Annotated in this window: 22 protein-coding genes; 13 read left to right on the top strand and 9 right to left on the bottom strand. The window is 53.9% G+C overall.

Going from position 1 to position 23,139, the window contains the following annotated elements:
* Positions 1–2 precede the first annotated feature (2 nt).
* The 3 genes from RGQ30_RS07460 to RGQ30_RS07470 all read left to right on the top strand — a co-directional run bounded on the left by RGQ30_RS07460 (position 3) and on the right by RGQ30_RS07470 (position 3,595).
* Entirely contained in the window at positions 3–2,225 is a 2,223-nt protein-coding gene (locus tag RGQ30_RS07460; RefSeq protein WP_479481454.1) for a cyanophycin metabolism-associated ABC transporter, read from the top strand.
* Positions 2,218–2,685: a cyanophycin metabolism-associated DUF1854 family protein gene (locus RGQ30_RS07465; RefSeq protein WP_130556516.1), complete on the top strand. Its 468-nt coding sequence runs from the start codon at positions 2,218–2,220 to the stop codon at positions 2,683–2,685. The genes RGQ30_RS07460 and RGQ30_RS07465 overlap by 8 nt, the downstream gene beginning before the upstream one ends.
* A 67-nt stretch (positions 2,686–2,752) precedes the next feature.
* On the top strand, positions 2,753–3,595 hold the full coding sequence (locus tag RGQ30_RS07470) for an alpha/beta fold hydrolase (protein ID WP_130556515.1): 843 nt from the start codon (positions 2,753–2,755) through the stop codon (positions 3,593–3,595).
* Positions 3,596–3,762: 167 nt separating this feature from the next.
* On the opposite strand, the gene flhC is transcribed toward RGQ30_RS07470, so the two are convergent.
* Both flhC and flhD read right to left on the bottom strand, forming a co-directional pair.
* Positions 3,763–4,329 carry a flagellar transcriptional regulator FlhC gene (gene flhC, locus RGQ30_RS07475; protein ID WP_130556514.1) on the bottom strand — a complete coding sequence of 189 codons (567 nt, stop codon included), beginning with the start codon at positions 4,327–4,329 and terminating at the stop codon, positions 3,763–3,765.
* Positions 4,330–4,373: 44 nt separating this feature from the next.
* Positions 4,374–4,691 (bottom strand): flagellar transcriptional regulator FlhD, encoded by a 318-nt coding sequence (flhD, locus tag RGQ30_RS07480; RefSeq protein WP_130556513.1) that lies wholly within the window; start codon positions 4,689–4,691, stop codon positions 4,374–4,376.
* 192 nt (positions 4,692–4,883) lie between these two features.
* On the opposite strand from flhD, the gene RGQ30_RS07485 reads away from it, so the two are divergent.
* Positions 4,884–5,762 (top strand): alpha/beta fold hydrolase, encoded by an 879-nt coding sequence (locus RGQ30_RS07485; RefSeq protein WP_130556512.1) that lies wholly within the window; start codon positions 4,884–4,886, stop codon positions 5,760–5,762.
* On the opposite strand, the gene RGQ30_RS07490 is transcribed toward RGQ30_RS07485, so the two are convergent.
* Entirely contained in the window at positions 5,746–7,185 is a 1,440-nt protein-coding gene (locus RGQ30_RS07490; protein WP_130556511.1) for an amidase, read from the bottom strand. The genes RGQ30_RS07485 and RGQ30_RS07490 overlap by 17 nt on opposite strands.
* 78 nt (positions 7,186–7,263) lie before the next feature.
* On the opposite strand from RGQ30_RS07490, the gene RGQ30_RS07495 reads away from it, so the two are divergent.
* From RGQ30_RS07495 to RGQ30_RS07515, 5 genes are all read left to right on the top strand, one after another.
* Positions 7,264–7,665, top strand: coding sequence for a YchJ family metal-binding protein (locus RGQ30_RS07495; protein ID WP_130556510.1), 402 nt, complete (start codon positions 7,264–7,266; stop codon positions 7,663–7,665).
* A gap of 129 nt (positions 7,666–7,794) precedes the next feature.
* Positions 7,795–8,259: an Hsp20 family protein gene (locus RGQ30_RS07500; protein ID WP_130556509.1), complete on the top strand. Its 465-nt coding sequence runs from the start codon at positions 7,795–7,797 to the stop codon at positions 8,257–8,259.
* Positions 8,260–8,331: 72 nt separating this feature from the next.
* Entirely contained in the window at positions 8,332–9,024 is a 693-nt protein-coding gene (locus RGQ30_RS07505) for a 5-oxoprolinase subunit B family protein (protein WP_338284860.1), read from the top strand.
* The gene (locus tag RGQ30_RS07510) at positions 8,987–9,991 is read left to right on the top strand and encodes a 5-oxoprolinase subunit C family protein (protein WP_338284861.1); all 1,005 of its coding nucleotides are present in this window, start codon (positions 8,987–8,989) and stop codon (positions 9,989–9,991) included. The genes RGQ30_RS07505 and RGQ30_RS07510 overlap by 38 nt, the downstream gene beginning before the upstream one ends.
* On the top strand, positions 9,951–10,715 hold the full coding sequence (locus tag RGQ30_RS07515) for a LamB/YcsF family protein (RefSeq protein WP_130556507.1): 765 nt from the start codon (positions 9,951–9,953) through the stop codon (positions 10,713–10,715). Before RGQ30_RS07510 ends, RGQ30_RS07515 begins: the two co-directional genes overlap by 41 nt.
* Before the next feature lie 10 nt (positions 10,716–10,725).
* Here the strand turns inward: RGQ30_RS07515 and RGQ30_RS07520 are convergent, their stop codons facing one another.
* The gene (locus RGQ30_RS07520; protein WP_338284862.1) at positions 10,726–11,148 is read right to left on the bottom strand and encodes a YkgJ family cysteine cluster protein; all 423 of its coding nucleotides are present in this window, start codon (positions 11,146–11,148) and stop codon (positions 10,726–10,728) included.
* A gap of 156 nt (positions 11,149–11,304) precedes the next feature.
* Here RGQ30_RS07520 and RGQ30_RS07525 point away from each other — a divergent pair, with 156 nt between their 5' ends.
* A complete protein-coding gene (locus RGQ30_RS07525; RefSeq protein ID WP_130556506.1) occupies positions 11,305–13,266 on the top strand; it encodes a DUF294 nucleotidyltransferase-like domain-containing protein in 1,962 nt (653 codons plus the stop codon).
* Positions 13,263–13,997, top strand: a complete 735-nt coding sequence (locus RGQ30_RS07530; protein WP_130556505.1) for a 3'-5' exonuclease — start codon at positions 13,263–13,265, stop codon at positions 13,995–13,997. Before RGQ30_RS07525 ends, RGQ30_RS07530 begins: the two co-directional genes overlap by 4 nt.
* Positions 13,998–13,999: 2 nt before the next feature.
* Here the strand turns inward: RGQ30_RS07530 and RGQ30_RS07535 are convergent, their stop codons facing one another.
* The 4 genes from RGQ30_RS07535 to RGQ30_RS07550 all read right to left on the bottom strand — a co-directional run bounded on the left by RGQ30_RS07535 (position 14,000) and on the right by RGQ30_RS07550 (position 18,237).
* Positions 14,000–14,446 carry an acyl-CoA thioesterase gene (locus RGQ30_RS07535; RefSeq protein ID WP_130556504.1) on the bottom strand — a complete coding sequence of 149 codons (447 nt, stop codon included), beginning with the start codon at positions 14,444–14,446 and terminating at the stop codon, positions 14,000–14,002.
* 61 nt (positions 14,447–14,507) lie between these two features.
* The gene (locus RGQ30_RS07540) at positions 14,508–15,680 is read right to left on the bottom strand and encodes an iron-containing alcohol dehydrogenase (RefSeq protein ID WP_130556503.1); all 1,173 of its coding nucleotides are present in this window, start codon (positions 15,678–15,680) and stop codon (positions 14,508–14,510) included.
* Positions 15,681–15,692: 12 nt separating this feature from the next.
* On the bottom strand, positions 15,693–16,187 hold the full coding sequence (locus RGQ30_RS07545) for a DUF4442 domain-containing protein (RefSeq protein ID WP_130556502.1): 495 nt from the start codon (positions 16,185–16,187) through the stop codon (positions 15,693–15,695).
* Positions 16,188–16,200: 13 nt separating this feature from the next.
* Positions 16,201–18,237 (bottom strand): NADPH-dependent 2,4-dienoyl-CoA reductase, encoded by a 2,037-nt coding sequence (locus RGQ30_RS07550; RefSeq protein WP_130556501.1) that lies wholly within the window; start codon positions 18,235–18,237, stop codon positions 16,201–16,203.
* A 218-nt stretch (positions 18,238–18,455) separates the two neighbouring features.
* Between RGQ30_RS07550 and RGQ30_RS07555 the strand changes: the two genes are divergently transcribed.
* Positions 18,456–20,954, top strand: a complete 2,499-nt coding sequence (locus RGQ30_RS07555; RefSeq protein ID WP_130556500.1) for an ABC transporter permease — start codon at positions 18,456–18,458, stop codon at positions 20,952–20,954.
* Between the two features lie 53 nt (positions 20,955–21,007).
* Here RGQ30_RS07555 and RGQ30_RS07560 read toward each other — a convergent pair whose 3' ends face one another.
* Entirely contained in the window at positions 21,008–22,498 is a 1,491-nt protein-coding gene (locus tag RGQ30_RS07560; RefSeq protein ID WP_130556499.1) for a DUF1996 domain-containing protein, read from the bottom strand.
* Between the two features lie 154 nt (positions 22,499–22,652).
* Here RGQ30_RS07560 and RGQ30_RS07565 point away from each other — a divergent pair, with 154 nt between their 5' ends.
* A complete protein-coding gene (locus tag RGQ30_RS07565; protein ID WP_130556498.1) occupies positions 22,653–23,132 on the top strand; it encodes a group II truncated hemoglobin in 480 nt (159 codons plus the stop codon).
* Positions 23,133–23,139 lie beyond the last annotated feature (7 nt).

The raw sequence follows: 23,139 nt of genomic DNA on the forward strand, positions 1-23,139 counted from the left end.
CATTGAAAATCGTTGGATTTTCGCCGTCTGAAAACGAGGTGCAACACCTTTCACAGGTTTGGGCCGCCAATTCGCCTATTCGAGCGGTATTTGTGGCGGACATGAATACTCGGCGCGAGTTTTCGCGAAGCCTTGTAGCCTTTAACGCCAATGAACTAATTGTGGTAGACAGGGACACGCAGGTGCCTGTATTCAAAGTCGATTTTTCAGACATCGAAAAGATTTCGATGTCCGATCATTCCGGGCTTTCTACGATTGCAGTTCAAACCAGAAATGGGCTTGTATTTCGGTTCTATGCCAGCTTCAGTTTGCACCGTTCGCTGGAGGAGTTTGTGGCGTTGTTGGAAGGCGCGCTGCGTGAGTTTGAACACGGCTCAACACATGTCGCGCAGATTCAACACCCTGTGCCGCAATTGCTGGCCGATGAAGATCTCAATGACACAGGGTTCGATGAGCCCGTGTCGTCACGCGCACTGCTGCGCCTTTGGCGATTTGCACATCCTTACCGGTGGCGCCTGTTTGCCGGTTTGATACTGACCTTGTTTTCCACAGCCGCTACATTGGTCGCACCTTACCTGTCCATGCCATTGATGGACGAGGTGCTGATTCCGTTTCAAAACGGTCAGCCAATGAACACCGAACTGGCCACTTTTTACTTGGGTGGTTTGCTAATTTCCGCGCTGGTTGCTGCTGGCCTGAGTTGGGCACGCACGTATTTGCTCGCACTTGTTTCCGAGCGGATTGGTTCAGACCTTCGCACCACCACGTTCAATCATTTGATGAGTTTGTCGCTGGATTATTTCAGCGCCAAGCGCACAGGCGATTTGATTGCCCGGGTCAGCGCTGAAACCGATCGCATCAATTTGTTCCTTTCCCTGCATGCGCTTGATTTCATTACCGATGTCATCATGATTGTGATGACCGCCGTGATCCTGATGAACATTGATTTCGAGCTGGCTTTGCTGACTCTGCTGCCATTGCCGGTGATCGGGTGGATGATCCACTTGGTGCGTGAAAAACTGCGCACCGGCTTTGAGAAAGTGGACCGCGTGTGGGGTGAGGTCACCAACATTCTGACAGACACCATTCCCGGTATTCGGGTGGTTAAGGCTTTTGCGCAAGAACGTCGCGAATCGGACCGTTTCCTGAAAGCGAATACGCGCAACCTGGAAGTGAATGACCGAATCAACAAAACCTGGTCGCTGTTTGCGCCCACGGTCAGCCTGTTGACTGAATTGGGGATTCTCGTCATTTGGGCTTCCGGTATCTGGATGATCATGAACAATGACATCACGGTGGGTGTACTGACAGCCTTTTTGGCCTACATCGGCCGCTTCTATACCCGGCTTGATTCCATGAGCCGCATTGTGTCGGTGACCCAAAAAGCGGCGGCTGGCTCCAAGCGTATTTTTGACATTCTCGATTACAAGTCATCGGTTCCCGAAGCAGAAAACCCCGTTAAGATTGAACAACTGCAGGGCGCGCTTGAACTGCGGGATGTGTCTTTCCGCTATGGCAGCAGGCAGGTACTGGATGGCGTGAACCTGAAAGTGAAGCCTGGTGAAATGGTGGGCCTGGTGGGGCACAGCGGTTCAGGCAAATCAACCCTGGTCAATTTGCTGTGCCGTTTTTACGATGTCACCGATGGTGCAGTGCTGGCCGATGGCATCGACATTCGGCAAATTGAAATGCTGACCTACCGCCGCAACATTGGCTTGGTGCTTCAAGAGCCGTACCTGTTTTTCGGCACCATTGCAGAAAACATTGCTTATGGCCGCCCCGATGCAACTCGCGCTGAAATTATTGCCGCTGCCCGGCTTGCGCATGCCCATGAGTTTATTCTGCGCTTGCAGCACGGTTACGATTCCCTTGTTGGCGAGCGTGGGCAAAGTTTATCGGGCGGTGAGCGCCAGCGTATTTCGATTGCGCGCGCGCTGTTGATTGACCCCAAAATCCTGATTCTCGATGAAGCCACAAGCTCGGTGGATTCCCAAACCGAGAAGGAAATTCAGAAGGCCCTGGACAACCTGGTCAAAGGTAGAACAACCATTGCGATTGCGCACCGTTTGTCCACCTTGAGAAAGGCGGATCGGATCGTGGTTATGGACCGCGGCAAGGTCGTGGAAGAAGGCCCGCACGATGAACTGTTGGCTGCTAAATCCCACTTCTGGCATTTGCACCAGGCGCAGGAAAAACTGAAACAGGAGCAGGCCCAATATGACTGATTGGCAATTGCGTGAATCGACTCAAGGCAAGCTGGCTTTGTTCAAAGGCGACACCCTGGTGGCAGACCCTGTCATGCCTGTGTTGGCGTTTCCCTTTTCAGCACCTGAGGAAAGTATTTCCATCGTGGATGAATACAGCCGCGAAATGGCTTGGCTGGACCGGTTGGATCAGCTGGATGCTGCATCTCAAACGGTGCTCAAGGACTACCTGGCTGTTCGGGAATATCGTCCTGTTGTGTCGCGTATCACTTCTGTGTCCACCTATTCCACGCCCAGTGTGTGGACACTGGAAACCGACAAGGGGCTTTGCAAGTTCGAGTTGCCCACCGATGAAAGCATTCGCAGATTGGGCGGAAGCCGATTGGTACTGACCCACGCCAACGGCATGCAATTCATTATCGAGGATATGTTTGCACTGGATGCCCGAAGTCGGCAAATTCTGGCGCGGTTTATGGCTTGATTTTTAAATGGTCAGGTCGTGATTCTGAAAGCGCAAGGTCGGCCAACAAAGGTGCCAAACCGTTTTGATGTTGCGCGAGGAAAAGTCCGACGAAAAGTGGCGAACACAAAAACAGGGGTTGGGGATATTTGATTACTGGAGGACTCGTTTGCGGTTGTTAAGTTTTGCGATGGGCTTGGGTTTGCTCTGTGTGTTGCAGTCAGGTGCCGCAATGCCTGATGATTCGCTGGGCTTGCCTGGTCTGGTCAACGTCAGTTGTGCAAACTCCAATTATTCGCCAGTGATATTGGTGCATGGGACCTTTGCCAATGCTCGCCGTGCTTATTCGACTGTTGCACCTGTGCTGAAGCAGAACGGCTTTTGTTTGTACGCCTTGAATTACGGTAGACAGGGTGGCTATGGAGTAAATGGAACTGCTGACATTCAGTCTTCTCTTTTGGAAGTTACTGAGTTTATCAGTACTGTCTTGCAAGAGACAGGGGCGAACAAGGTTAGTGTGATCGGACATTCACAAGGTGGGCTGTTGGCATTTCTTGCTTCAAATACCCCAGACCTTGTGGACAGGATAGACCGAATCATCGCGGTCGCTCCCAGTCTGCGGGGCACTGACCGGATCCCCCCCAAGGTTTCCTCAGCGCATTGCCCGGCATGTACCCAGCTGGGTAGCGCGTCTGATTTCATGAGAGATCTGCAGAATAGAAAGCTGAATCCGGGTGGTTTGCGAGCCTTGGTACTTGCCACAAAAGATGATCTGGTTGTTACACCGGTTGAAAGTCAGTTTCTCGATGAACCAGGTGTGACCAACTTGTACTTGCAAGATCAATTCCCGACCTTACGCGCGTCCCATTCTGGCTTGTTGCATGTGCCGGAGACCGCAGCATTGATCAGGGATTTTCTGATCAAGGAATGAATGTTATCTGCCCAGCATGACTCCATTCAGCAATGCCCATTTCCCAGTAAAAAAACGCCCGTGAACATCAAGTTCACAGGCGATTCAAGTGTCCTTGTACTACGGACTAGGGGAGAGAGACAAAAAACAAACTACTACTGCATACAACGGCACTGCACATCAATTCTTTAAGCAACTTCCAGTTCGCATTCTTCATTGAAAAAACGGTTCGCGGCACTCTGTTTCGTTTTGCCTGCACGTGAAGGCATGTTGCACAGGCCACATTCATAATCTTTGACCAAATCGTAGGTGTGCACCACGAACTGGCCTTCGCAGGTTTTACAAGGCGCCGATGTCAGCATGCCCGCATCAAAAAACTTGATCAGCCGCCATGCGCGTGTCAGTGACAACACTTCAGGTAAGCCCAAAGTCGTGATTTGCTCACGGTACAGCTTGTAGGCTTTCACCAGGCAATCGCCGTCGCCCAAGTCCGTGTGCTTGATACAGGCGGAGTAAAAACCCATGAACAGCGAGCAATGAATGTTGGGTTGCCAAGTCATGAACCAGTCGGTTGAAAATGGCAGCATGCCTTTGGGGGGTGACTTGTGCTTGATTTCCTTGTAAAGGCGAATCAGGCGTTCACGCGACAATTGGGTTTCACTTTCGAGTACTTGTAAGCGGGCATCGAGCTTGATCAGTTCGCAAGCAAGTTTGATTTGTTCTGCTTCAGTAACCAGTGATTTGATTTTGGACATTTTTCTCTCCAAGGCACCCGCAGGCGCAAATTAGGCGGTTTGTATCAGGCGTTGATCTGGGCGCTGCGGCCTGCCATCAGGATGGCGGCGTGCATTCCAGAAATGGCGCGATCTTTTCCGTGGTCGGAGAGTAATTTCCAAACAGCAGGGTCTTCAAACCGGATGCTGCACATGGGCACATTGCTGCCGGCAATGCGTAACACCTGGGCAGTGGTCAGTCGAACGAGCAGGTCTGCGGTGTTTTCATCAATGCCCAGGCGAATGATTGCCTCGGCCTTGTCTTCATTGATCAGTTGTTTGGCCAACAGCAGGTAAGACAGGTTGGTTTCGCGAATTTGTTCCAGTAGTTCATTTGCTTTCATTTTGAACATCCTCCTATTCAATTCAAGCAATCTTTTTGAGAGGTTTTCGTCGCTTCCCACAGACAACGAATCCGATGAATGTATTGTGATCGAGATGCAAAAAAAACTAAGCCGGCCAGTTGCTGTAAACAGGATCAGCAAGTGGCTTGAGACGATGTAAGAAAAAACCAGACAACAGGACTGACACAAGAAATGATTGATTCATTGATGAACTGGATTTGCCGCAAGCTGATCGATTCCAAGTGCAAACAAATGGGTTTGACCAAGCATGCCGCTGATACGGTGGATGGCCGCACTGTGTATTTCAAGGGTGGCCAGGGGCCAGACATGGTGCTGCTTCATGGCTTTGGCGCCAACAAGGAAAACTGGCTGGCACTGGCGCCTCGCCTGATGCGCCACTACACAGTCTGGGTTCCCGACCTGATTGGTTTTGGTGAATCGGATCGTCCTGCCAATGCACGCTTCCACATTGCCGCCCAGGCAGAGCGGGTGGTGCGCTGGCTTGACTGCTTGGGTGTAAAAAGTTTTCACGTCATGGGCAACTCCATGGGTGGCTACATGGCGGGTGCGCTGGCAGCCAACTTTCCTAACCGGGTATTAAGCGCCTGCCTGTTAAACCCTGCAGGGGTAAATGGGGCGGAACACACGGCAATTGGACAGGCTTTTGCTGAAAGTGGAAAAATCATCCTGGCACCAACCACATTCCAGGAATACGAACACATCATTGATTTGTGTTTCAACGGCAAGGCGCCGCCCATGCCAGGCTTTATGCGCAAATACTTCGGCCGTATGTCGATCCAGAACAAGGCCCTGCTTGACCGGGTTTTCATGGAATTTGTGATTCCCGATGCCAACGTCAGCTTGAACGACATGGTGGCCAGTACCCCGGTGCCTTTGATGGTGGTGTGGGGGGATTCAGACCTGTTGGTGCATTCAAGCGGCTTGGCTTTGTTAAAGCAGGCCCAGCCTGCAATTCACGACCTGATGCTGGAAAATACAGGCCACTGCCCCATGGTGGACAGGGCCTCGCAAGTTTACAAGGCGCACTTGGCGTTCATGCCAGCATCTTGAAGGGTTGAGCTTGTTCCAGTTCAAGGGCAAGCTCAAGCAACCTGAATTCGTAGCCCATTGGGGCTGCGAAATGCACACCGACCGGAATGCCTTCAGCGTTGTGATGCATGGGTAAACTAATTGCGGGTGCGCCTGATACGTTTTGTGCTGCCGTAAAAGACGCAAAGTTCACCAATCGGTGTCGGGCTTCTTCAAATGGCAAATCAAGCGCCAGGTGGCCCAATGGTGGGGCAGGGTGGCCCAGTGTCGGGCTTAACAGCACATCCACATTTTCGAAGGCCTGTGCATATTGGGCTTCGAACTGATAAAGCCTGCGCAATGCAAATGGAAACTTCATCAGGTTGCGCGTGAAATGGCGCGCCAGTCCGTGGGTCAGTGGTTCCAGCTTGCTGGTGTTCAAGCTGCGATCAACCGCCAACCGACCCGCATAGGAAATGGATGCGGCCAGCATGCCCCAATACAGCAAAAAATCGTCTGCAAATTGTGCCGGTATGGGAATCTGAATTTCCTGTACCTCGTGACCGAGGCTTTCACACAAAGCCGCTGCGTTGTGAACAGCCTCCACGCAATCGGGGTGGGTTGCATCGCCAGAAATTTTCTTTGTGAACAGTCCGATTTTCAGGCGTTTTCGCCCTGGCATGGTGATGTGGCCCAAAGGGGGTAAGATGGGGTTTTTATAATGGGCTTCAGCCTGTGCAAAAAATGCTGCCGTGTCACGTACCGTGCGCGTGACCACACCATCGCTGACAATATTGATGGGCAGGCTCTTGGCCATTTCATTCATGGCCAAACGGCCACGGCTGGGCTTTAAACCCACCAGCCCGCAGCAGGCCGCGGGAATTCGAATGGATCCGCCACCGTCATTGGCATGCGCAATAGGCACTACCCCAGCAGCCACCAAGGCTGCTGAACCGCCCGATGAACCACCGGTGCTGTGGCTTGTGTGCCAAGGATTGTGGGCCGCCTCCGATGCACTGTATTCCGTGGTGGCCGTGAGCCCGAATTCCGGCAATTTGGTTTTTCCCAGGAAAATCAGGCCAGTGTCCATGAACTGGCGCGCCACTGCACTGGTCTGTTTTTTAATCTTGTTGGGCATCGCTGCTGAACCATGGCGAGTCGGCAAACCTTCAAGGTCCAGGTTGTCTTTCAGAAAACTCGGTATGCCCTGAAAGGTCTTGAATTTTCCGTTTTGCCTGCTTTTCTGGTCGAACTGTTTGGCCTGGGCCAAGGCATGGTTTTCCTGCAAACACACACTTGCATGCAGTACAGGGTCTACTCTTTCAAGTCTTTTGTAAGCGGCTTGTACCAGTTCTGTTGAACTGATGTCACCACATCCAAGTAATTCACCCAGTGCGGTGGCATCGTGCAGGCCCAGTGCATCGTTTTTATCAAAGGCATGCAGGCGAGTGTGTTTCGTGGTCATTGTGATTTTTTGTAGGTTGGCTGTCTCTGACTTCAGTCTAAAATGAAACCCTCCACTTGATGAATGCGTTTGCCTCACATGGTCCGAAAATATCAATCCAGCCCGTGCCCCTGCGGCGGTGTCAGTTATACGACGTGCTGTGAAGCTTTTCACACAGGCTTGGCATTTGCACCAACAGCCGAAGCATTGATGAAATCGCGTTACAGCGCCTATGCACTGGGTTTAAGCGACTATGTACTTTCAACCTGGCATGCGTCCACACGTCCACAGCAGTTGGATTTGTCTCAGGAAAAGGACCAAGGCAAATGGATTGGTTTAACTGTGAAGCAACACAAGCCCCAAGGTGACAAAGCCGAGGTTGAATTCGTGGCACGCTACAAAGCCAAGGTGGGCCCGGCAAGCCGCTTGCACGAGAACAGCCGTTTCGTGTTTGAAGGGGGCAGATGGTTTTATGTTGATGGCGATTTGTTCGACAACTGAAATTTTTTGATGAAAAGGCCTTGAAATTTTTCAAGGGAGTTCCTAAATCAGGTTTACGGGAAATGTCTCAGAGAGAGTTTTCCGAACTGTGTTTAACAACTGATTTTTTGCTTCTTTGGAGATTGAATCATGGCAACAATTGACCTCACCCCCCTGTATCGCAGCACCATTGGTTTTGACCGCATGGCCAGTATTCTGGATGCCGCGATGCGTGCCGATACATCCAGCGGATACCCTCCCTACAACATCGAAGCGCTCGAAGAAAACCGCTATCAGATCAGCGTGGCAGTGGCCGGCTTTGATGAACAGGAACTCGAACTGGAAGTGGAGCGTGGCGTCCTCACCGTGCGTGGCCGCAAAGCCGACGAGGAAGGTAAACAGTACTTGCACAAGGGCATTGCTTTTCGCAGTTTCGAACGCAAGTTCAATTTGGCAGACCATGTCCAGGTGGAAGGTGCCAGTTTGAAAAATGGCCTGTTGGTGGTCGAGTTGCTGAAGGTGATTCCTGAACAGATGAAAGCCCGTCGAATTCCGATTGGCGACACCAGTCTTCGTACCATCGAAGCGGAAAACAAGCCGCAAGCCGCAGCTTGATACTCGCTGAGTATCGTTCTACGAAAAAAGCAGCCTCGTGCTGCTTTTTTCGTGTTTAAACTGGTGGTTGTTGTGACCCCAATCGATTGCATGCCCAACATTTATTGCGTATCAGACCGTGCAATCCAGATTGACTGGACCTCTCAGCCTGTTAATCCTGCCATGCTAGCCCAGGCTTTGGGTAACCATCCTGCTGCTTTGTCCTTGCCGAGGTTTCAGTGCATTCAGGCCGACAGATCCATCACCCTGGTGTTTGAGAGTTCTATCCTTCCGGCCCTTTTGTATTCACTCAAACAAGCATTCATTGACTCACTTGGCTCGGAGCCTGCCCAAACGTCGCCCTTGATAAAAACTGGCCAACATCATCTTGTGCCTGTTCAGTACGGTGGTGCAGCAGGCCAGGATCTGGACTGGATCGCTGCGCAAACTGGCCTCAGTGCACAAGCTGTTATCGACCTGCATTGCAGCGCTGTTTATACCGTCCAGTTTTTGGGTTTTCTGCCCGGTTTTGCCTATCTCACAGGTCTTCCAAAGCCCCTCCAGATACCAAGGCGCAGCCACCCCAGGGCCCATGTACCAGCGGGTACCTTGGCCATAGGTGCAGAGTATTGCGCGGTGTATCCATGGAGTAGCCCTGGCGGCTGGCACCTGATTGGTCATGTTGAACAGCGCATGTTTGACCCCTTTGGATCGGATGAAACTGGTCAGTCCTTTTTTCAGGTGGGTGATGTGGTCCAGTTTGTTCGGGCTGAACAGGATGCTTAAGGTCATCAAGGCACAGGGCCAGGCCTTGGTCAGCGATTCCGGGCGTTGGGGGTACCAGCACCAGGGCGTGCCAGTGGACGGTGTACTGGATTCATTTTCATTCAACGTGGGCAATCGGGCACTGGGCAACCTGGACAATGCAGCCTGTCTGGAATTGATGGGCAAATTCGTGTTTGTCTCTACCCAGCCTGGCAAGGTGTTTATGGCCAATCGGGGGGCGCAGGGTGTTCTTAACGGAAAACGGGTTTATTGTGGCCAGGTGTTGTACTTGCAGGAAGGCGACGTGCTGGCAATCGAGCCTCCGTGCCTGGGTCTCTGGACCATGCTGTGCGTTCAAGGCGGAATCGATGTACCAATCGTGATGGGGTCGCGAAGCACCTGTCTTGCTGCCGGGTTCGGCGGGCTCCAGGGCAGGGTGTTGCAGGTCGGCGATTGCTTGCAGGCCGGGGACGAATTTCAGCCAGCGTTACGTGAGGACATTCGCCTTGCCATGCCCTTGGCAACATTCGATTCTTCCGGTGCCTTGACAGTGCATTGCTTGCCAGGCCCCGAGTTTGGTGAGCTTACTGACCACTCCCGCCAATTGTTTGAGGAGCAACTTTACACTTTGGGGCAACAAAGCAGCCGTATGGGCTATGTCTTGAAAGGCACAAAAGAACCCTTGAAGCTTTCTGGCACAGTGTCCATGCGTTCTCATGCGGTGCACCCCGGTGTCGTGCAACTGCCGCCCAGTGGTCAGCCGGTGGTTCTGCTCTGCGAAGCACAGGTCAGCGGAGGCTATCCCCGACTTGCCAGTGTTTTAAGTAGTGAGCTGGGTAAGTTTGCACAACTGAGGCCCGGTCAGGGCGTACACTGGGTCGTGGTTGATGCTGCACAGGCCACACGCTTGCAGCTACGGCACAGCACTGAATTGAGGCGGTACCACCATGTTATTGAATCAAACCGTGGCGAAAGTCATGTGGATTAACGCTGATCTGGGCGAAGGTTTTTCTTGCGACGAAGAATTGTTCAAGCTGATCGACTGGGCCAATATTGCCTGCGATGGGCATGCTGGCAATGCAGACAGTATTCGCGTGGCCTGTGAACTTGCACTGGAACACAATGTGCAGGTAGGGGCGCACCCCAGTTACCCTGACCGAGATGGTTTTGGTCGCAGAAAACCAGACATGAAGCCCGAGCAGTTGCTGGGTGAATTGAAACGGCAGGTGGATTTGTTTGAGAACATTGCAGCGCAAACGGGTTGCGTCACCGCGCATTTCAAGCCCCATGGCCAGCTGTACAACGATGCCGCATTTCAGGAGGCTGAAAGCACCCTGCTGATTGACCTGGCTAAAAATTATCCGCACTTACAACTGCTTGCCCTGGCGCAAAGTCCCCAGGTTGAAAAATCTCGCGCAGCCGGTCTTGTGGTGGTCGAGGAGGCTTTTCCAGACCGGGGTTACATGCCCAATGGTGCTTTGGCTCCCAGGGGCCTTGCTGGGGCCATGTTGGACAATCCGGAAGCCGTAAAGGCACAGGCCGTGTCTTTGATTCGGCGTGGACCTTTGGTTTGCGTGGATGGTTCAAGTCGTGTTGTGCGGGCACAAACCCTCTGTGTCCACGGAGATACACCCCAGGCGCTTGCCAATGCGCAGCTTGTTCGTGAAGCCTTGGTTGAGCAGGACCAGGACAGGTTCAGCGGAGCCGATTAAGCCTGATCAATCAGGCCGTGGTTTTGGGTACAAACCGCACGTTCAGTGGCTCAAATCCATGTTTTGCACGCGCCTGGTTACAGCGTGGGTTCAGTTCCCCTTGCGCATCAAACACATCGTACTCACGGCAGGGTGAAGGGCGATTTTCGTACACGGTACAGGTCACGGATTCACCCAGATTTCCTGCCAGTGCGATACAGCGCGGCTTGCTCTGCGAGCTGCCTTTCATGCAACTGCGGTACAGGTTCATTTGTTCGGTCAGTTCAACCGGCACAAAACCGCCTTCTGCCGCAGTGGTTTCACCCCAGTAAAAGCTGATTCGAAATGTTGAGCAGCATACGCCGCAACTCTGGCACAAGGCTTCAACGCCGGCACCGTCGGTAATCAGGGTGGGTGGGTTTGACTGCATTTTGACCTCTGACAGAACAGCCATGGGGAAGATGCGCGAATATATTCTTCGCCTGCCAGCAAATCAAGCACTATTTGCGAGGCACTTGGTACTTACAAAAAAAGTATTTTGTAAGTTACTGCGTCTACAATAGGGAAAACCACTATAAAAACCATTGACGCCTAAGGAAATGGAGAGACTGTGAACCGACCCAATACCGCGCCTGCAGCGGACTGGGCGCACAATGCGCCCGAGGCTGTCCAGCCCAATACCACCCCATCTGGGCAAATGCTGGATTACATCAAGCAACGCTTGGTCAAACACGCGCCTTTCAGTGAAATTCCCCTGAAGGATCTGGATTGCCTGCTTGATGGTTGCGCCGAAACCTATTTTGCGCCTAACGAGGTCATTGTTCGGCCCGATGACGGCCCCCTGGAGTTTCTGTATTACGTGGAAAAGGGCTCGGCCGTGGGCCGCAAGGGCCTTGCTGATTTGTCCTCAACCGGCTTTCAGTATGAAGCGGGCGAAATGTTCCCAGTCAATGCATTTCTGGCCAAGCGTGCTGTCACAGCCACCTACAGCGCCCGCGAAGACACCTTTTGCCTGATGTTCACCTTTGATTCAGTGCAGGCCCTGGCTCGCAAAAGCCCGGTGTTTTCCGATTACCTCACGCGGCGCACCATGCAGTTTCTGGACCTGTCGAGAAAAGCCATCCAGGTGGCGTATTCTTCCCAAACCCTGGCTGAGCAAACCCTGGAAAAACCCCTGCGCGAAGTGTGCAGGCATGAACCTTTTTCCTGCTCGCCTAGTACGCCACTGAAGCACGTGCTGGAAGTGATGCACGAGCACCGCATTGGCTCAATGATTGTGGTCAACGAGGGCATGAAGGTGGCTGGGATACTGACCCGGCAAGACGTGCTGTCACGGGTAGCCATGGCAGAAAAGCCTTTGAGCTCGCTGATTTCCGAGGTCATGAACACGCCGGTGCATACGCTCGATGAATCGTGTTCAGCGCAAGATGCTGCCTTGCTGATGTCGCGCTTTGGCATTCGCCATGTGCCCGTTACGCGAGATGGAAAGCTCAGCGGTATTGTGTCGGAACGGGACATTTTCGCCATGCAGCGTTTGTCCTTGAAACAGATCAGCAGCAATATTCATTCTGCCCAAGATGCGGATATGCTGCGGGCCTGTGCCAACGACATTCGCACGTTCGCCAAAAACCTGTTGGGGCAGGGCATTGCAGCCAAGCAACTTACCGAGCTGATCAGCCACCTGAACGATGTGTTGACCGAACGAATTCTTGAGGTGGTGGGAAACCGGATGGGAATCGACCCTTCCAGCTACTGCTGGCTCAGTTTCGGGTCGGAGGGACGTTCAGAGCAAACCATTGCGACCGACCAGGACAACGGCCTGCTGTTTGTCAGTGAGCAACCCGATGTGGACCGTCCACATTGGCTGGCCTTCGGCAAGGAAGTTAATCAAACCCTGGACCAGTGCGGTTATCCGCTTTGCAAAGGTAACATCATGGCCAGCAACCCCGAGTGCTGCATGACGCCTGCCGAATGGTTGAAAAAATTCGGTAAATGGATTGATGTGGCCACCCCGGAAAACCTGCTGCGCGTGAACATCTTTTTTGACCTTCGCCCACTGGCGGGTAACAAGGAACTGGCGCAACCCCTGCGCAATTACATCGTGACCCGCGCCAAGGAGTCCACGATATTCCTGCGCCTGCTGGCCGAAAACATCATGCGGTTTCGTCCACCCCTGAACTGGCATGGCAGCATTGACACCACGGAAATCGAAGATGTCCGCACACTCGATTTGAAGCGGCAAGGCACCGCTGTGTTTGTAGATGCAGCCCGTTTTTTCTCGCTGGTGTTTGGCATTGACGAAGTAAACACCCGCCGCCGCTTTGAAGCCGTGGCCAAGCGCCTCAGTGTCGAGGAGCAACGCCGCGACGCCTGGGTCAGCGCGTTTGAATTCCTGCAAATGATGCGGTTGCGCATTCAGCTGGACGAAGGGGTGTCAGTGCCCAATCTGCCTGATCAACCGAATGTCGTGAACTACGATGTGCTGGACAACATTGACCGTCGAATTTTGAAGGAGTGTTTCAGGGTTGGACGTCGCTTGCAGCAGCGTATTGAAACGGAGCACATGCGTTGAGTTCCACAGCCCCAAATCAGTTGATACCTCGCCCGGGTTGGGCGCAGTACATCCAGCACCGGTTGGTTCAGTCGCTGGACTTCTCCCAGCCAAATCCCGATCGGTGGGTGGTTCTCGATGTGGAATCCTCGGGGTTGAATCCAAAGAAAGATCGCCTGATTTCAATTGCGGCTTCCGCCATTGAATTTGACGCCATGCGCAGGCCCCGCATTTCTTTGACAGATACCTTTGAGGTGATCATCAAGCAGCCACCTGAAATTGTGGAAATGATCGAATTCGAGGCGATCGACAAAAGCAATATTCTGATTCACGGCATCGGTATTGGCGCTCAGCAAAAAGGCATGAAAGCCGAACAGGCGCTTGCCGAGTTTCTGCGCTATGTGGGTGATTCGCCCTTGATTGCTTTTCACAGTTGGTTTGATGAAATCCTGATCAACAAGGCATTGCGCAAGGTGCTGGGCCGTTCAACCCATCGGCACTGGCTCGACCTGGAACACCTGGCTGCTGTACTTCACAAGGAAAACCACCAACTGCCGCTCGATGTGTGGATGCAACGCTATGGCATTGAATGTGAGCAACGTCACCAGGCCGCCGCTGATGTGCTTGCGACAGCCCAGTTACTTTTGAAGTTGTGGCCCATGCTTCAAAAGCGCAAAGCGACGAGCTGGAGGGAATTGAAAACCATTGCAAACGGGCTTAAAACCTTGCCAGGCCGGAACATGCCAAGCTAAGTTTATTGCGCTGGCAGCAACTGCTGAAGTTTGTTCCTGATTGATTCAGGAATAGGAGTTGGCGAGTTGCTGGCCTTGTTCACAAACACGTGAACAAAATAGCCTTCGGCACACAAATCACCTTGGGCATTGAACAAGCCCAGTTCATAACGCACGGAACTGTTGCCTAGTTTGCCCACGCGCAAGCCAGCGGTGACAGCTTCAGGATAAGCGAGGGGCTTGAGGTATTTGCAATTGCTCTCCACCACAAAACCCACCACATCGCCCTTGTGAATGTCCAGTCCGCCTTCTTCGATCAGGAAGCGGTTCACCACGCTGTCAAAGTAGCTGTAATAGACCACATTGTTCACATGGCCGTAAATGTCGTTGTCATGCCATCGGGTTTGAACGGTTTGATGAACAGGGTAATGGGGCAGGGTGCCGATCGGGTTAATTGTTGCGTTGCTCATTGCGGTGCTCGCAGGCGAAAGGTGATTTCTTTAGCAATTCATTGCTCAATTCAGTGCTTGTTCAGTAAGCCGCCTGGTAAATGGCCAAAGCATCCGCTTCGCTGACTTCGCGCGGGTTGTTGCTGAGCAAGCGGGTTTGCAGCATGGCGGCGCTGGCCATCACCGGCAAATCCTTTTCGGTAATGCCCACGTCCCGAAGGCCAACTGGCAAGCTGGTTGAAGGTGACAGGGTTGCAGTGTAGTCGATGAAGGCTTGCGCCAATTGCGCTGCGGTGTCGCCGGTTTGACCCAGATTCAATACCTTTGCAAGTTCTGCATAGTACCGTTCAGCCGCGGGCAAGTTGAAGCGCAACACATGCGGCAGCACCAGTGAATTGCTCAAGCCATGGGGCACATGGAAGATCCCGCCAATCGGATAAGCTAGGGCATGCACTGCGCCCACAGGTGCATTTGCAAAAGCCTGCCCAGCCATACAGGAACCCAGCATCATCGCCTGGCGAGCTTCGCGGTTCCCAGGTTCTTTGCACACAACGTGCAGGTTGGCAGCCAACAGGCGCAGTGCTTCGCAGGCCAGGAAATCCGCATAAGGGTTTTTCAATCGCTTGCTGGTGTAGGCTTCAATGGCATGCACCATGGCGTCAATGCCCGTGGCGGCGGTTACATGCTGGGGCAGACTCAAGGTCCAGTCGGCGTCCAGGACGGCCAGGTCGCCGTATAACACGGGCGACACCACACCCATTTTTGTGTCCACTCCGGTGGTCACAATTGATATTGGTGTGACTTCACTGCCTGTGCCGGCAGTGGTGGGCACCAGCACCAGGGGCAGGCGGTCACTGTTCACATTGCCCACGCCGTACATGGTTTTCAATTCCTGCTTGCCACGCGCCAGAATGGCGATCAACTTGGCCACGTCCAGCGTGGATCCGCCACCAATGGCAACCACCACGTCGGCCTTGAATTCCATGGCCAAGGCGGTCACCCGGTGCACGAGGGCCTCGGGCGGATCGGGTTCCACATCGTTGCAGGTGTATACCGCATGCCCGGCCGCAGACAGGTTCTCGCAAATTGTTTTAAAGGCAGTGGTGCCCGAAATGAAAGGGTCCACCAGCATGAAAATTCGCGCTGATTTCAGGTTATTCTGTGTCAGCAGGGGCAACAGCAATTCAGCCATGCGAATCGAGCTTCCCGATTCGCAAACAATGCGGTTCACTGTCCGGAATTCAAACGGGGCCATGCGGGTGTCTCCTCAGGCTTTGCGCTTGGGTGTCCAGGCCCAAACGGCTCGAACAAAAATTGGTTCCTTGCTTTCACCGTCAGTGATGGTCACTGCCACATCCACTTCGCCGCGCTCTTCAGTTTGCATCATGGTGATCTGTTCCTGCGTCAGCATGGCTTCGGCTTTCATGTCACCGGCTGCGCGCTTGCGGTAATCCACTTCCATGCGCTTGATCACGGGAATGGCGTTGGCTGGTACGTTCAAGCCTACCAGTGCACCGGTGGCCGATTCCGCAATCATGATCATGGCAACCGCATGCACGGTGCCAATGTGGTTTTGCACATAAGGGCGGTTCTTGATCACCACGATGGAATGGTTGGGCTCAATCCATTCAAATTTCAATCCGCTGGTCTTGAAGTACTTCACTGCACGCCCAAACAGCAATGTGAATGCGCGGGTTTTCAAGGGCGTGGGCAGCTTGTCAACCTGCGCATACACCTTCTGCAACATCGATTTTTCAGTCATTTTTCTTCAGCCTTTACAGGGTTACAGCCAGGCGAGTGGCTTGGTTGATCGCACGTTTTGCATCCAGTTCCGCGGCCACAGATGAACCTCCTACCAAGTGCACGGGCACGCCCAGTGCTTCGATCGGCTCAACCAGTTCACGCAGCGGGTCCTGGCCTGCGCACACAATGATGTTGTCCACATCCAGAATTTCAGGGCCGTTGGCTGACATCACATGCAAGCCACGGTCGTCAATTTTCAGGTACTCCACACCCTGCATGAAATGCACGCGGCGGCTTTTCAAACTGGCCTTGTGTACCCAGCCCGATGTTTTACCCAAACGCTTGCCCAAGGGTTCGTCCTTGCGCTGGCACAGCCACACTTCGCGTGCGGGCTTGGGGGGTTCGGCGTGTACGCCATCAATGCCACCGGCATTCTTCGGGTCGAAGGTAATGCCCCATTCCTTTTTCCAGCTTTCCAGGTCGAGCGTGGGGGAAGGGTGTGAAAAGTCATGGGTCAGGTATTCAGACACATCAAAACCAATGCCACCCGCGCCAATCACGGCCACTTTCTGGCCTACTTCCTTCTTGTGCAACAGTACGTCGATGTAGCTCATCACCTTGGGGTGGTCAATGCCTTCAATGCCTGGCGTGCGTGGCTTGATGCCCGTGGCCAGAATCACTTCATCGAATTTTTCTTTAGAAATCAGTTCCGCATTCACCACCGTGCCCAGGCGAATTTCGACCTGTTTCAATTCAAGCTGGCGCTTGAAGTAGCTGATGGTTTCATGAAACTCTTCCTTGCCTGGAATCTGCTTGGCCATGTTGAACTGGCCACCAATTTCACCGGCCTTGTCGAACAGGCTCACACTGTGCCCACGGCGCGCAAGCTCGGTTGCTGCCGCCAGGCCTGCAGGGCCTGCACCCACCACCGCAATTTTTTTCTTGCGGGTCAGGGGTTGGTCGACGATTTCAGTTTCATGGCAGGCACGTGGATTAACCAGGCAGGAAGCGCGCTTCAGGCTGAAGGTGTGGTCCAGGCAGGCCTGGTTGCAGGCAATGCACACATTGATTTCATCTGCACGGCCTTCCTTGGCCTTGATTGCAAATTCCGGGTCAGCTAGCAGCGGGCGTGCCATGGACACCATGTCGCAGGCTCCGTCAGCCAGCAACTGTTCAGCGACTTCAGGTTTGTTGATGCGGTTGGACGCAATCACCGGGATCTTGATTTCCTTGCGCAGGCGGGCAGTCAGCTCGGCGAATGCTGCGCGGGGCACCGAAGTCACAATAGTAGGCACGCGCGCTTCATGCCAGCCAATGCCTGTGTTGATCATGGTGGCGCCAGCCTTTTCAATTTCGCGGGCGATGTAACTCACTTCATCCCAGGTGTTGCCGCCTTCCACCAGGTCCAGCAGGGAATGGCGGTAAATGATGATGAATTTTTCGCCGACTGCTTCACGAATGCGGCGAACAATTTCAACCGACAAGCGGGCACGGTTTTCAACCGAGCCACCCCAGCGGTCGGTCCGCTGGTTGGTGCGCTTGCAAATGAATTGGTTCAGGAAATAACCTTCGGAGCCCATGACTTCCACACCGTCATAGCCTGCTTCCTGTGCAATTTTTGCAGAACGCGCAAAAGCTGCAATGGTGCGGCGCAGGCCAAAGTCGCCAATTTCACGCGGTTTGAACGGATTGATAGATGACTTGATATTGGAAGCGGACACGCTCAGCGGGTGATAGGCATAGCGACCTGCATGCAACAGCTGCATTACGATTTTGCCGTCGTGCTTGTGCACGGCTTCAGTGACCTTTTTGTGGTGCTTGATGGCTCCGCTGCTGCTCAGCTTCGATGCAAACGGATACAGCCAGCCTTCCAGGTTCGGGGAAAAACCACCGGTGACGATCAACGCCGTACCGCCCTTGGCGCGGGCTTCAAAGTAGGCTGCAAACTTGTCGAAGTCTTTGTATTTGTCTTCCAGCCCGGTGTGCATGGATCCCATCATGATGCGGTTGCGCAATGTGGTAAAGCCAAGGTCGAGTGGGGAATTCAAATGGGGAAATGCGTCAGACACGTTACCGTCTCCTTAAAAATCGGTCGTTTTTTGTAATGTATCGAATCATGTTACTGAAAAGTAATTCTTATTGTTGGAGTTCACGCTCAAAATAGCACGATCGGTCGGTTTTTTGCGTGTTTATTCGCGAAGAAAGTGCTGCACTGCGACAAGCAGGGGAACCTGCAAGGCTGCCCCTTGTCCTAAACTGGTGTCTTATCTCGCAAGTGTCCCTCTCCATGCAGTCAATTCAGTACTGGGTACGGCAGTCCCGCCGCGCATCGTTTCGCATTTTGTTTGTCGCCTTGGTTCTGGCGGTGGCAGCCATTTCTTCGGTGGGTGTTTTTTCTGCCCGCATTGAAGCCGCCGTGGTGCGCGACGCCAGCCAAATGCTGGGGGGCGACCTTGTTATTGAATCCAAACGCAATGTTGAAACCGCGCCCTGGTTGTCCGTACTGGACAAGCCCGAATACGCCGGGCTGATGCAGGCGCAAAGCGTGGTGTTTCCAAGCGTGGTGCCTTCAGAGCGGGTTGACTTGCTGGTCTCATTGAAAGCAGTCAATGACACGTACCCCTTGCGCGGTCAAATGACCGTGCGCAACGCGCAGGGGCAGGATGAAAAACTGGCCTCGGGCCCTGCCAAAGGCGAACTCTGGGTCGACCAAGGCGTACTGGGGTCGCTCGACATTGAGTTGGGTGACAACATTCAAGTGGGGGAAATTACTCGCCCCGTGACCCGCGTCATTTTGGTTGAGCCCGATCGCGGCGGCGGCTTTGTCAACTTCGCCCCCCGCGTCATGATGAACACGGCCGATTTGGATGAATCAAAACTGCTGGGTCTGGGTTCACGCGCCACTTGGCGAATCTATTTCACCGGCGACAAGCCTGCGGTGGATGGTCTGATCACCGAACTGACGCCCTTGTTGTCGCCAGTCGAAGAAATCGAAACCCTGGAAAATGGTCGGCCCGAAGTCAGCGGCACGCTTGAACGCGCGAACGATTTTCTGGCCATGGCCGCCCTGATTGGCACCATGGTGGCTTGCGTGGGCATTGCGCTGGTGGCCCATTTGTTTGCCAAAGAGCAAGCCCGCGAACTGGCCGTACTCAAAAGTCTGGGCTATACGCCCCGCCACTTGCTGCGCATGTGGGCAGTGGGTATGGGTATGCTGACCCTTGGTGCAGGTGTTTTGGGTGTGGCCTTGGGCTGGCTTGCGCATTGGGGCTTGTTGGCCCTGCTGGCTGAACTGGTGGGGGTTGATTTGCCTCTGGCTGGTTTGCATTACCTTCCAATGGGCATGTTGTTGTCGGCTTTGTTGCTGCTGGGATTTGCGGCAGTGCCCACTTGGTACGCATTGCGCGCACCTGCCGTGGCGGTAATTCGCCAGCAAACCCTGAAAAGCAACCGGGGCCAGTTGGTGTTGTCGGTTTTGTTTGGCGTGTTCACCGCCATTGCAGTGTGTTTGCTCATCGTCAAGAACATCACATTGGCCTTGCTGTTGTTCGCAGGCTTCGTGGGCACCTCACTGGTGTTTGCCTTGCTGTTCTGGGGTTTGCTGAAGTCACTCGCTGCGCTGGGGCAGGGCAGATCAAGGGGCAGCAACATCGCCGTGTTTCAAAGCATGTCCAGGCGTTCTGGCACCCTTGTGTTGCAAGGTGTCAGCCTGGCTCTGGGTTTGGCAGCCCTGCTGATGCTGGCCGTTGTACAGGGCGACCTGATTGACCGCTGGCAGGAAGCCGTGCCCGACAACGCACCCAACCGCTTTGTGTTCAACATCCAGCCCGACCAGGTTGACGGCGTTCAGCAAACCCTGAACACAGCCAGCCAAAACCCGGTCAACCTGTACCCCATGGTTCGCGGGCGTTTAAGCGCCATCAATGGCCAAACCATCACGGCCGACACCTTTCAGGATGAACGGGCACGCAACACGGTTGAACGGGAACTGAACCTGAGTTTCACCGACACTTTGCCCACACACAACACTGTGACTGAAGGAGATTGGTTCAGCTTGACTGCCCCCAAAGCCGAAGTGTCTGTTGAAGACGGTGTGGCGCAACGCCTGGGTATTGGTTTGGGCGACCAACTGACCTTTGATATTGCTGGTACCCCCTTAACTGCTGAAATCACCAGCATCCGCGAATTGCGTTGGGATTCCATGGAAGTCAACTTCTTCATGATTTTCCCAACCCAGGTTTTGTCGAGCTATCCGCAAACCTGGATCACCTCAGTCAGCCTGCAAGGCGACAAGGCCACACCAGTATCGCGTGAACTGGTTCGTCAATATCCCAACCTGACGGTGCTGGACACGGAACTGGTCATCACCCAACTGCGAAAAATTCTGGGCCAGGTGGGGCAGGCTGTGCAATTCGTGTTCATGTTTACCGTGATGGCGGGTGGCTTGGTGGTGGTGGCCTGTGTCATGACAGGAGCGCGTGCACGCACCCGCGAAGCGGCCATTTATCGCGCCATGGGTGCCTCAACCTCACAACTGTTGCGTGCAGCCTGGCTTGAACTGTCCGTGCTGGGTGCACTGGCTGGTCTGGTTGCTGCCATTGCAGCACAAGGCCTGGGGTGGGGTGTGGCGCACTTCGTGTTTGAATTTGAATACATGTTGTCGCCGCCGCACATTGTGGCAGGTGTATTGGCTGGTGCTGCGGTGTCGGTTTTGTTTGGCGCCTGGTCGGTGAACAGCGTGTGCCGCGCACCGGTTTTGCAAACTCTAAGACAGGTGGGCGTCTAATTGCCCACCCGTGGCCCACCTATGGCCCACCTGCTTAAGTCACTGGTTCAGGCCTAGAAAATTTCGCGACCATCACCCAGCAAGTGCGACTTGCAGTCCATGCGAATATTCAGGCAATTGTCCACGAACGAGTCCATGGCTTCTTCAACCCAACCCATCACGAAATCCCCGTGCATGCTGTGACCGCCGGGGCCTTCGTACATGTCGGAAGACAATTTGAAATTCACAGCCTGATTGGCCGATGTAATGGCGTAATGCGCACGAATGGCAACCTCAGGCAGTGCAACCGGGTGCGAACTTGGACAGCGCCCTGTTTCCCGAATGGCATAGGCCATGTGGCTTTTGTGGTTGGCGCTTGTTACATTGACACCGTCCCAGCACTGCGGAAACACAATTTGAGCAATCAACTCATCACCCACCGGGCAATTCGGAATGGTCTGGAATTTGCCCATGCTCGGTGTGTTGAAACATTCAAACATCGCCACCTGAAGCCACCAGGGCAACTCACTGCTGGTGTTCATGTCACCAGCGATCATTCTCAAGCCACGCGGAATGGCGTGCGAAGTCTCATTGTGAGCCAAACCGGTTTTGTAATAAATGTTGGCTGTTCTTGGCACTTCGGCCCGGTTGGTCTGGGTGTTGATCAGCGCAGGTATCCAATACGACGAACGGTTCAAAATGCCACCCCTGCAGGTAGACCGACCGGTGGTACGAATGCTTTCAGCTGTTGAATTGGCTGTTACTGCCGCATTGCCAAAAAACACATGCAAGTGAGCCATGCCGGGTTGGCCTGGATACACCAAAGGGTCGTCATACAGCATGTGTGAAGGCGCGCACACCGTTCTGAAATTGCCAACGTCCGTGCCATCCGAGTTGGGAACAGCGCGGTTGCCCGTGTAAGTGGAGCGAACCTCGGCGCTGCCTTCACTGAAACCCGTGTAAGGCGAGGGCAACAGGCCAACGCCATGATTGTGCGGTGGTACAGGCGGCAGTGGGGTAGGCTGGGTCACTGTGACAGGGGGCGGCGCTGTGCCAGCGGGTCCGGTCCACACCTCGCAGGTGTTTGCAATGCCGGGCGCAGGGTCGCCTCCAAACATCGGGTCTGTGCACCACTGGTTATTGCCAGTCATGGAGCGCTGCTTCCAGCGCACGTCCGCACCATATCGAACGGTTTTTGTGCCTGCAATATTGAAAGTACCACCCTGACCTGAAACCCTGCTCCAGGTGTAGGACGGGTCGGTGTTGGGTACAAACACTTCGCACACATTGGCCACACCCGGTGCCGGGTCAGAACCAAACATCGGTGTCGTGCACCACTGGTTGTTGCCTGTCATCGAGCGCGATACCCATTGGGTGCCTGCACCATACCGAACCGTTTTTGTACCTGAAACATTAAAGGGGCCATCCTGCCCCGCAACACGGGTCCATGTGCCGCTGGGAGCTTGTGCAAGGGCAGGCGCGCTGGTCATTGACAGTGCAGTGCCCAGAAGCGCGGCTGTCAGGGTTGCAAGGCACGTTGCCCTGCTCCGATACAGTGTGATCATGTCCAATCCTGGAAAGTACAACAACTTGTCGTGAGGAAAACCCGGATCAAATTAGTATCACGAAGAAGTTGCAACGGGATATGAGGTGCTCCGGCCACTCTAACGGCTACAATATGGCCTGTGACTTTTCAATGCCGCAAGGCTCGCGTTTGCCATGACCAACCCCACCACCGAAGCTTCTGGCGATCAACCTGTCGCCCCCATTCTTTATTTCGGCAATTCGCCCGAAGAGCGGCAGCAGGGTGTGCGCAGGTTGGTTGATCTGTTTTACGATGAAATGGACCAGAACCCGCATTTCGATCGCATTCGCAAACTGCACCCTAGTGACTTGACCCATTCACGAGAGAAGTTTTACCTGTTTCTCTCCGGCTGGCTGGGCGGCCCCGACCTGTATACACCGCAATTTGGTCACCCCCGGCTGCGCATGCGCCACATGCCGTTCCCGATTTCCAGCGAAGACCGTGACCAGTGGCTGCTGTGCATGGTCAACGCCTTGCGAGCGATGGCGCTGCCCGAGAAAGTTATACAAGGTCTGATGTTGTCCTTCTTTCGCACAGCCGATTTCATGCGCAACAGGCCCGACCCCGAAGGCAGTGCAAAGTCGTTAAACACCATTTCAATCAAGGGCGAGTAAAGGTATG

The sequence above is a fragment of the Limnobacter thiooxidans genome (assembly GCF_036323495.1).
GTDB lineage: Bacteria > Pseudomonadota > Gammaproteobacteria > Burkholderiales > Burkholderiaceae_B > Limnobacter > Limnobacter thiooxidans.

Excerpts from the sequence above, each read along its gene's own strand:
- RGQ30_RS07465 (WP_130556516.1), top strand. The coding sequence starts at position 2,218 with ATGACTGATTGGCAATTGCGTGAATCGACTCAAGGCAAGCTGGCTTTG.
- RGQ30_RS07470 (WP_130556515.1), top strand. The coding sequence starts at position 2,753 with ATGTTGCGCGAGGAAAAGTCCGACGAAAAGTGGCGAACACAAAAACAG.
- flhC (WP_130556514.1), bottom strand. The coding sequence starts at position 4,329 with ATGTCCAAAATCAAATCACTGGTTACTGAAGCAGAACAAATCAAACTT.
- flhD (WP_130556513.1), bottom strand. The coding sequence starts at position 4,691 with ATGAAAGCAAATGAACTACTGGAACAAATTCGCGAAACCAACCTGTCT.
- RGQ30_RS07485 (WP_130556512.1), top strand. The coding sequence starts at position 4,884 with ATGATTGATTCATTGATGAACTGGATTTGCCGCAAGCTGATCGATTCC.
- RGQ30_RS07490 (WP_130556511.1), bottom strand. The coding sequence starts at position 7,185 with ATGACCACGAAACACACTCGCCTGCATGCCTTTGATAAAAACGATGCA.
- RGQ30_RS07495 (WP_130556510.1), top strand. The coding sequence starts at position 7,264 with ATGGTCCGAAAATATCAATCCAGCCCGTGCCCCTGCGGCGGTGTCAGT.
- RGQ30_RS07500 (WP_130556509.1), top strand. The coding sequence starts at position 7,795 with ATGGCAACAATTGACCTCACCCCCCTGTATCGCAGCACCATTGGTTTT.
- RGQ30_RS07510 (WP_338284861.1), top strand. The coding sequence starts at position 8,987 with ATGTGGTCCAGTTTGTTCGGGCTGAACAGGATGCTTAAGGTCATCAAG.
- RGQ30_RS07515 (WP_130556507.1), top strand. The coding sequence starts at position 9,951 with ATGTTATTGAATCAAACCGTGGCGAAAGTCATGTGGATTAACGCTGAT.
- RGQ30_RS07520 (WP_338284862.1), bottom strand. The coding sequence starts at position 11,148 with ATGGCTGTTCTGTCAGAGGTCAAAATGCAGTCAAACCCACCCACCCTG.
- RGQ30_RS07535 (WP_130556504.1), bottom strand. The coding sequence starts at position 14,446 with ATGAGCAACGCAACAATTAACCCGATCGGCACCCTGCCCCATTACCCT.
- RGQ30_RS07540 (WP_130556503.1), bottom strand. The coding sequence starts at position 15,680 with ATGGCCCCGTTTGAATTCCGGACAGTGAACCGCATTGTTTGCGAATCG.
- RGQ30_RS07545 (WP_130556502.1), bottom strand. The coding sequence starts at position 16,187 with ATGACTGAAAAATCGATGTTGCAGAAGGTGTATGCGCAGGTTGACAAG.
- RGQ30_RS07555 (WP_130556500.1), top strand. The coding sequence starts at position 18,456 with ATGCAGTCAATTCAGTACTGGGTACGGCAGTCCCGCCGCGCATCGTTT.
- RGQ30_RS07560 (WP_130556499.1), bottom strand. The coding sequence starts at position 22,498 with ATGATCACACTGTATCGGAGCAGGGCAACGTGCCTTGCAACCCTGACA.
- RGQ30_RS07565 (WP_130556498.1), top strand. The coding sequence starts at position 22,653 with ATGACCAACCCCACCACCGAAGCTTCTGGCGATCAACCTGTCGCCCCC.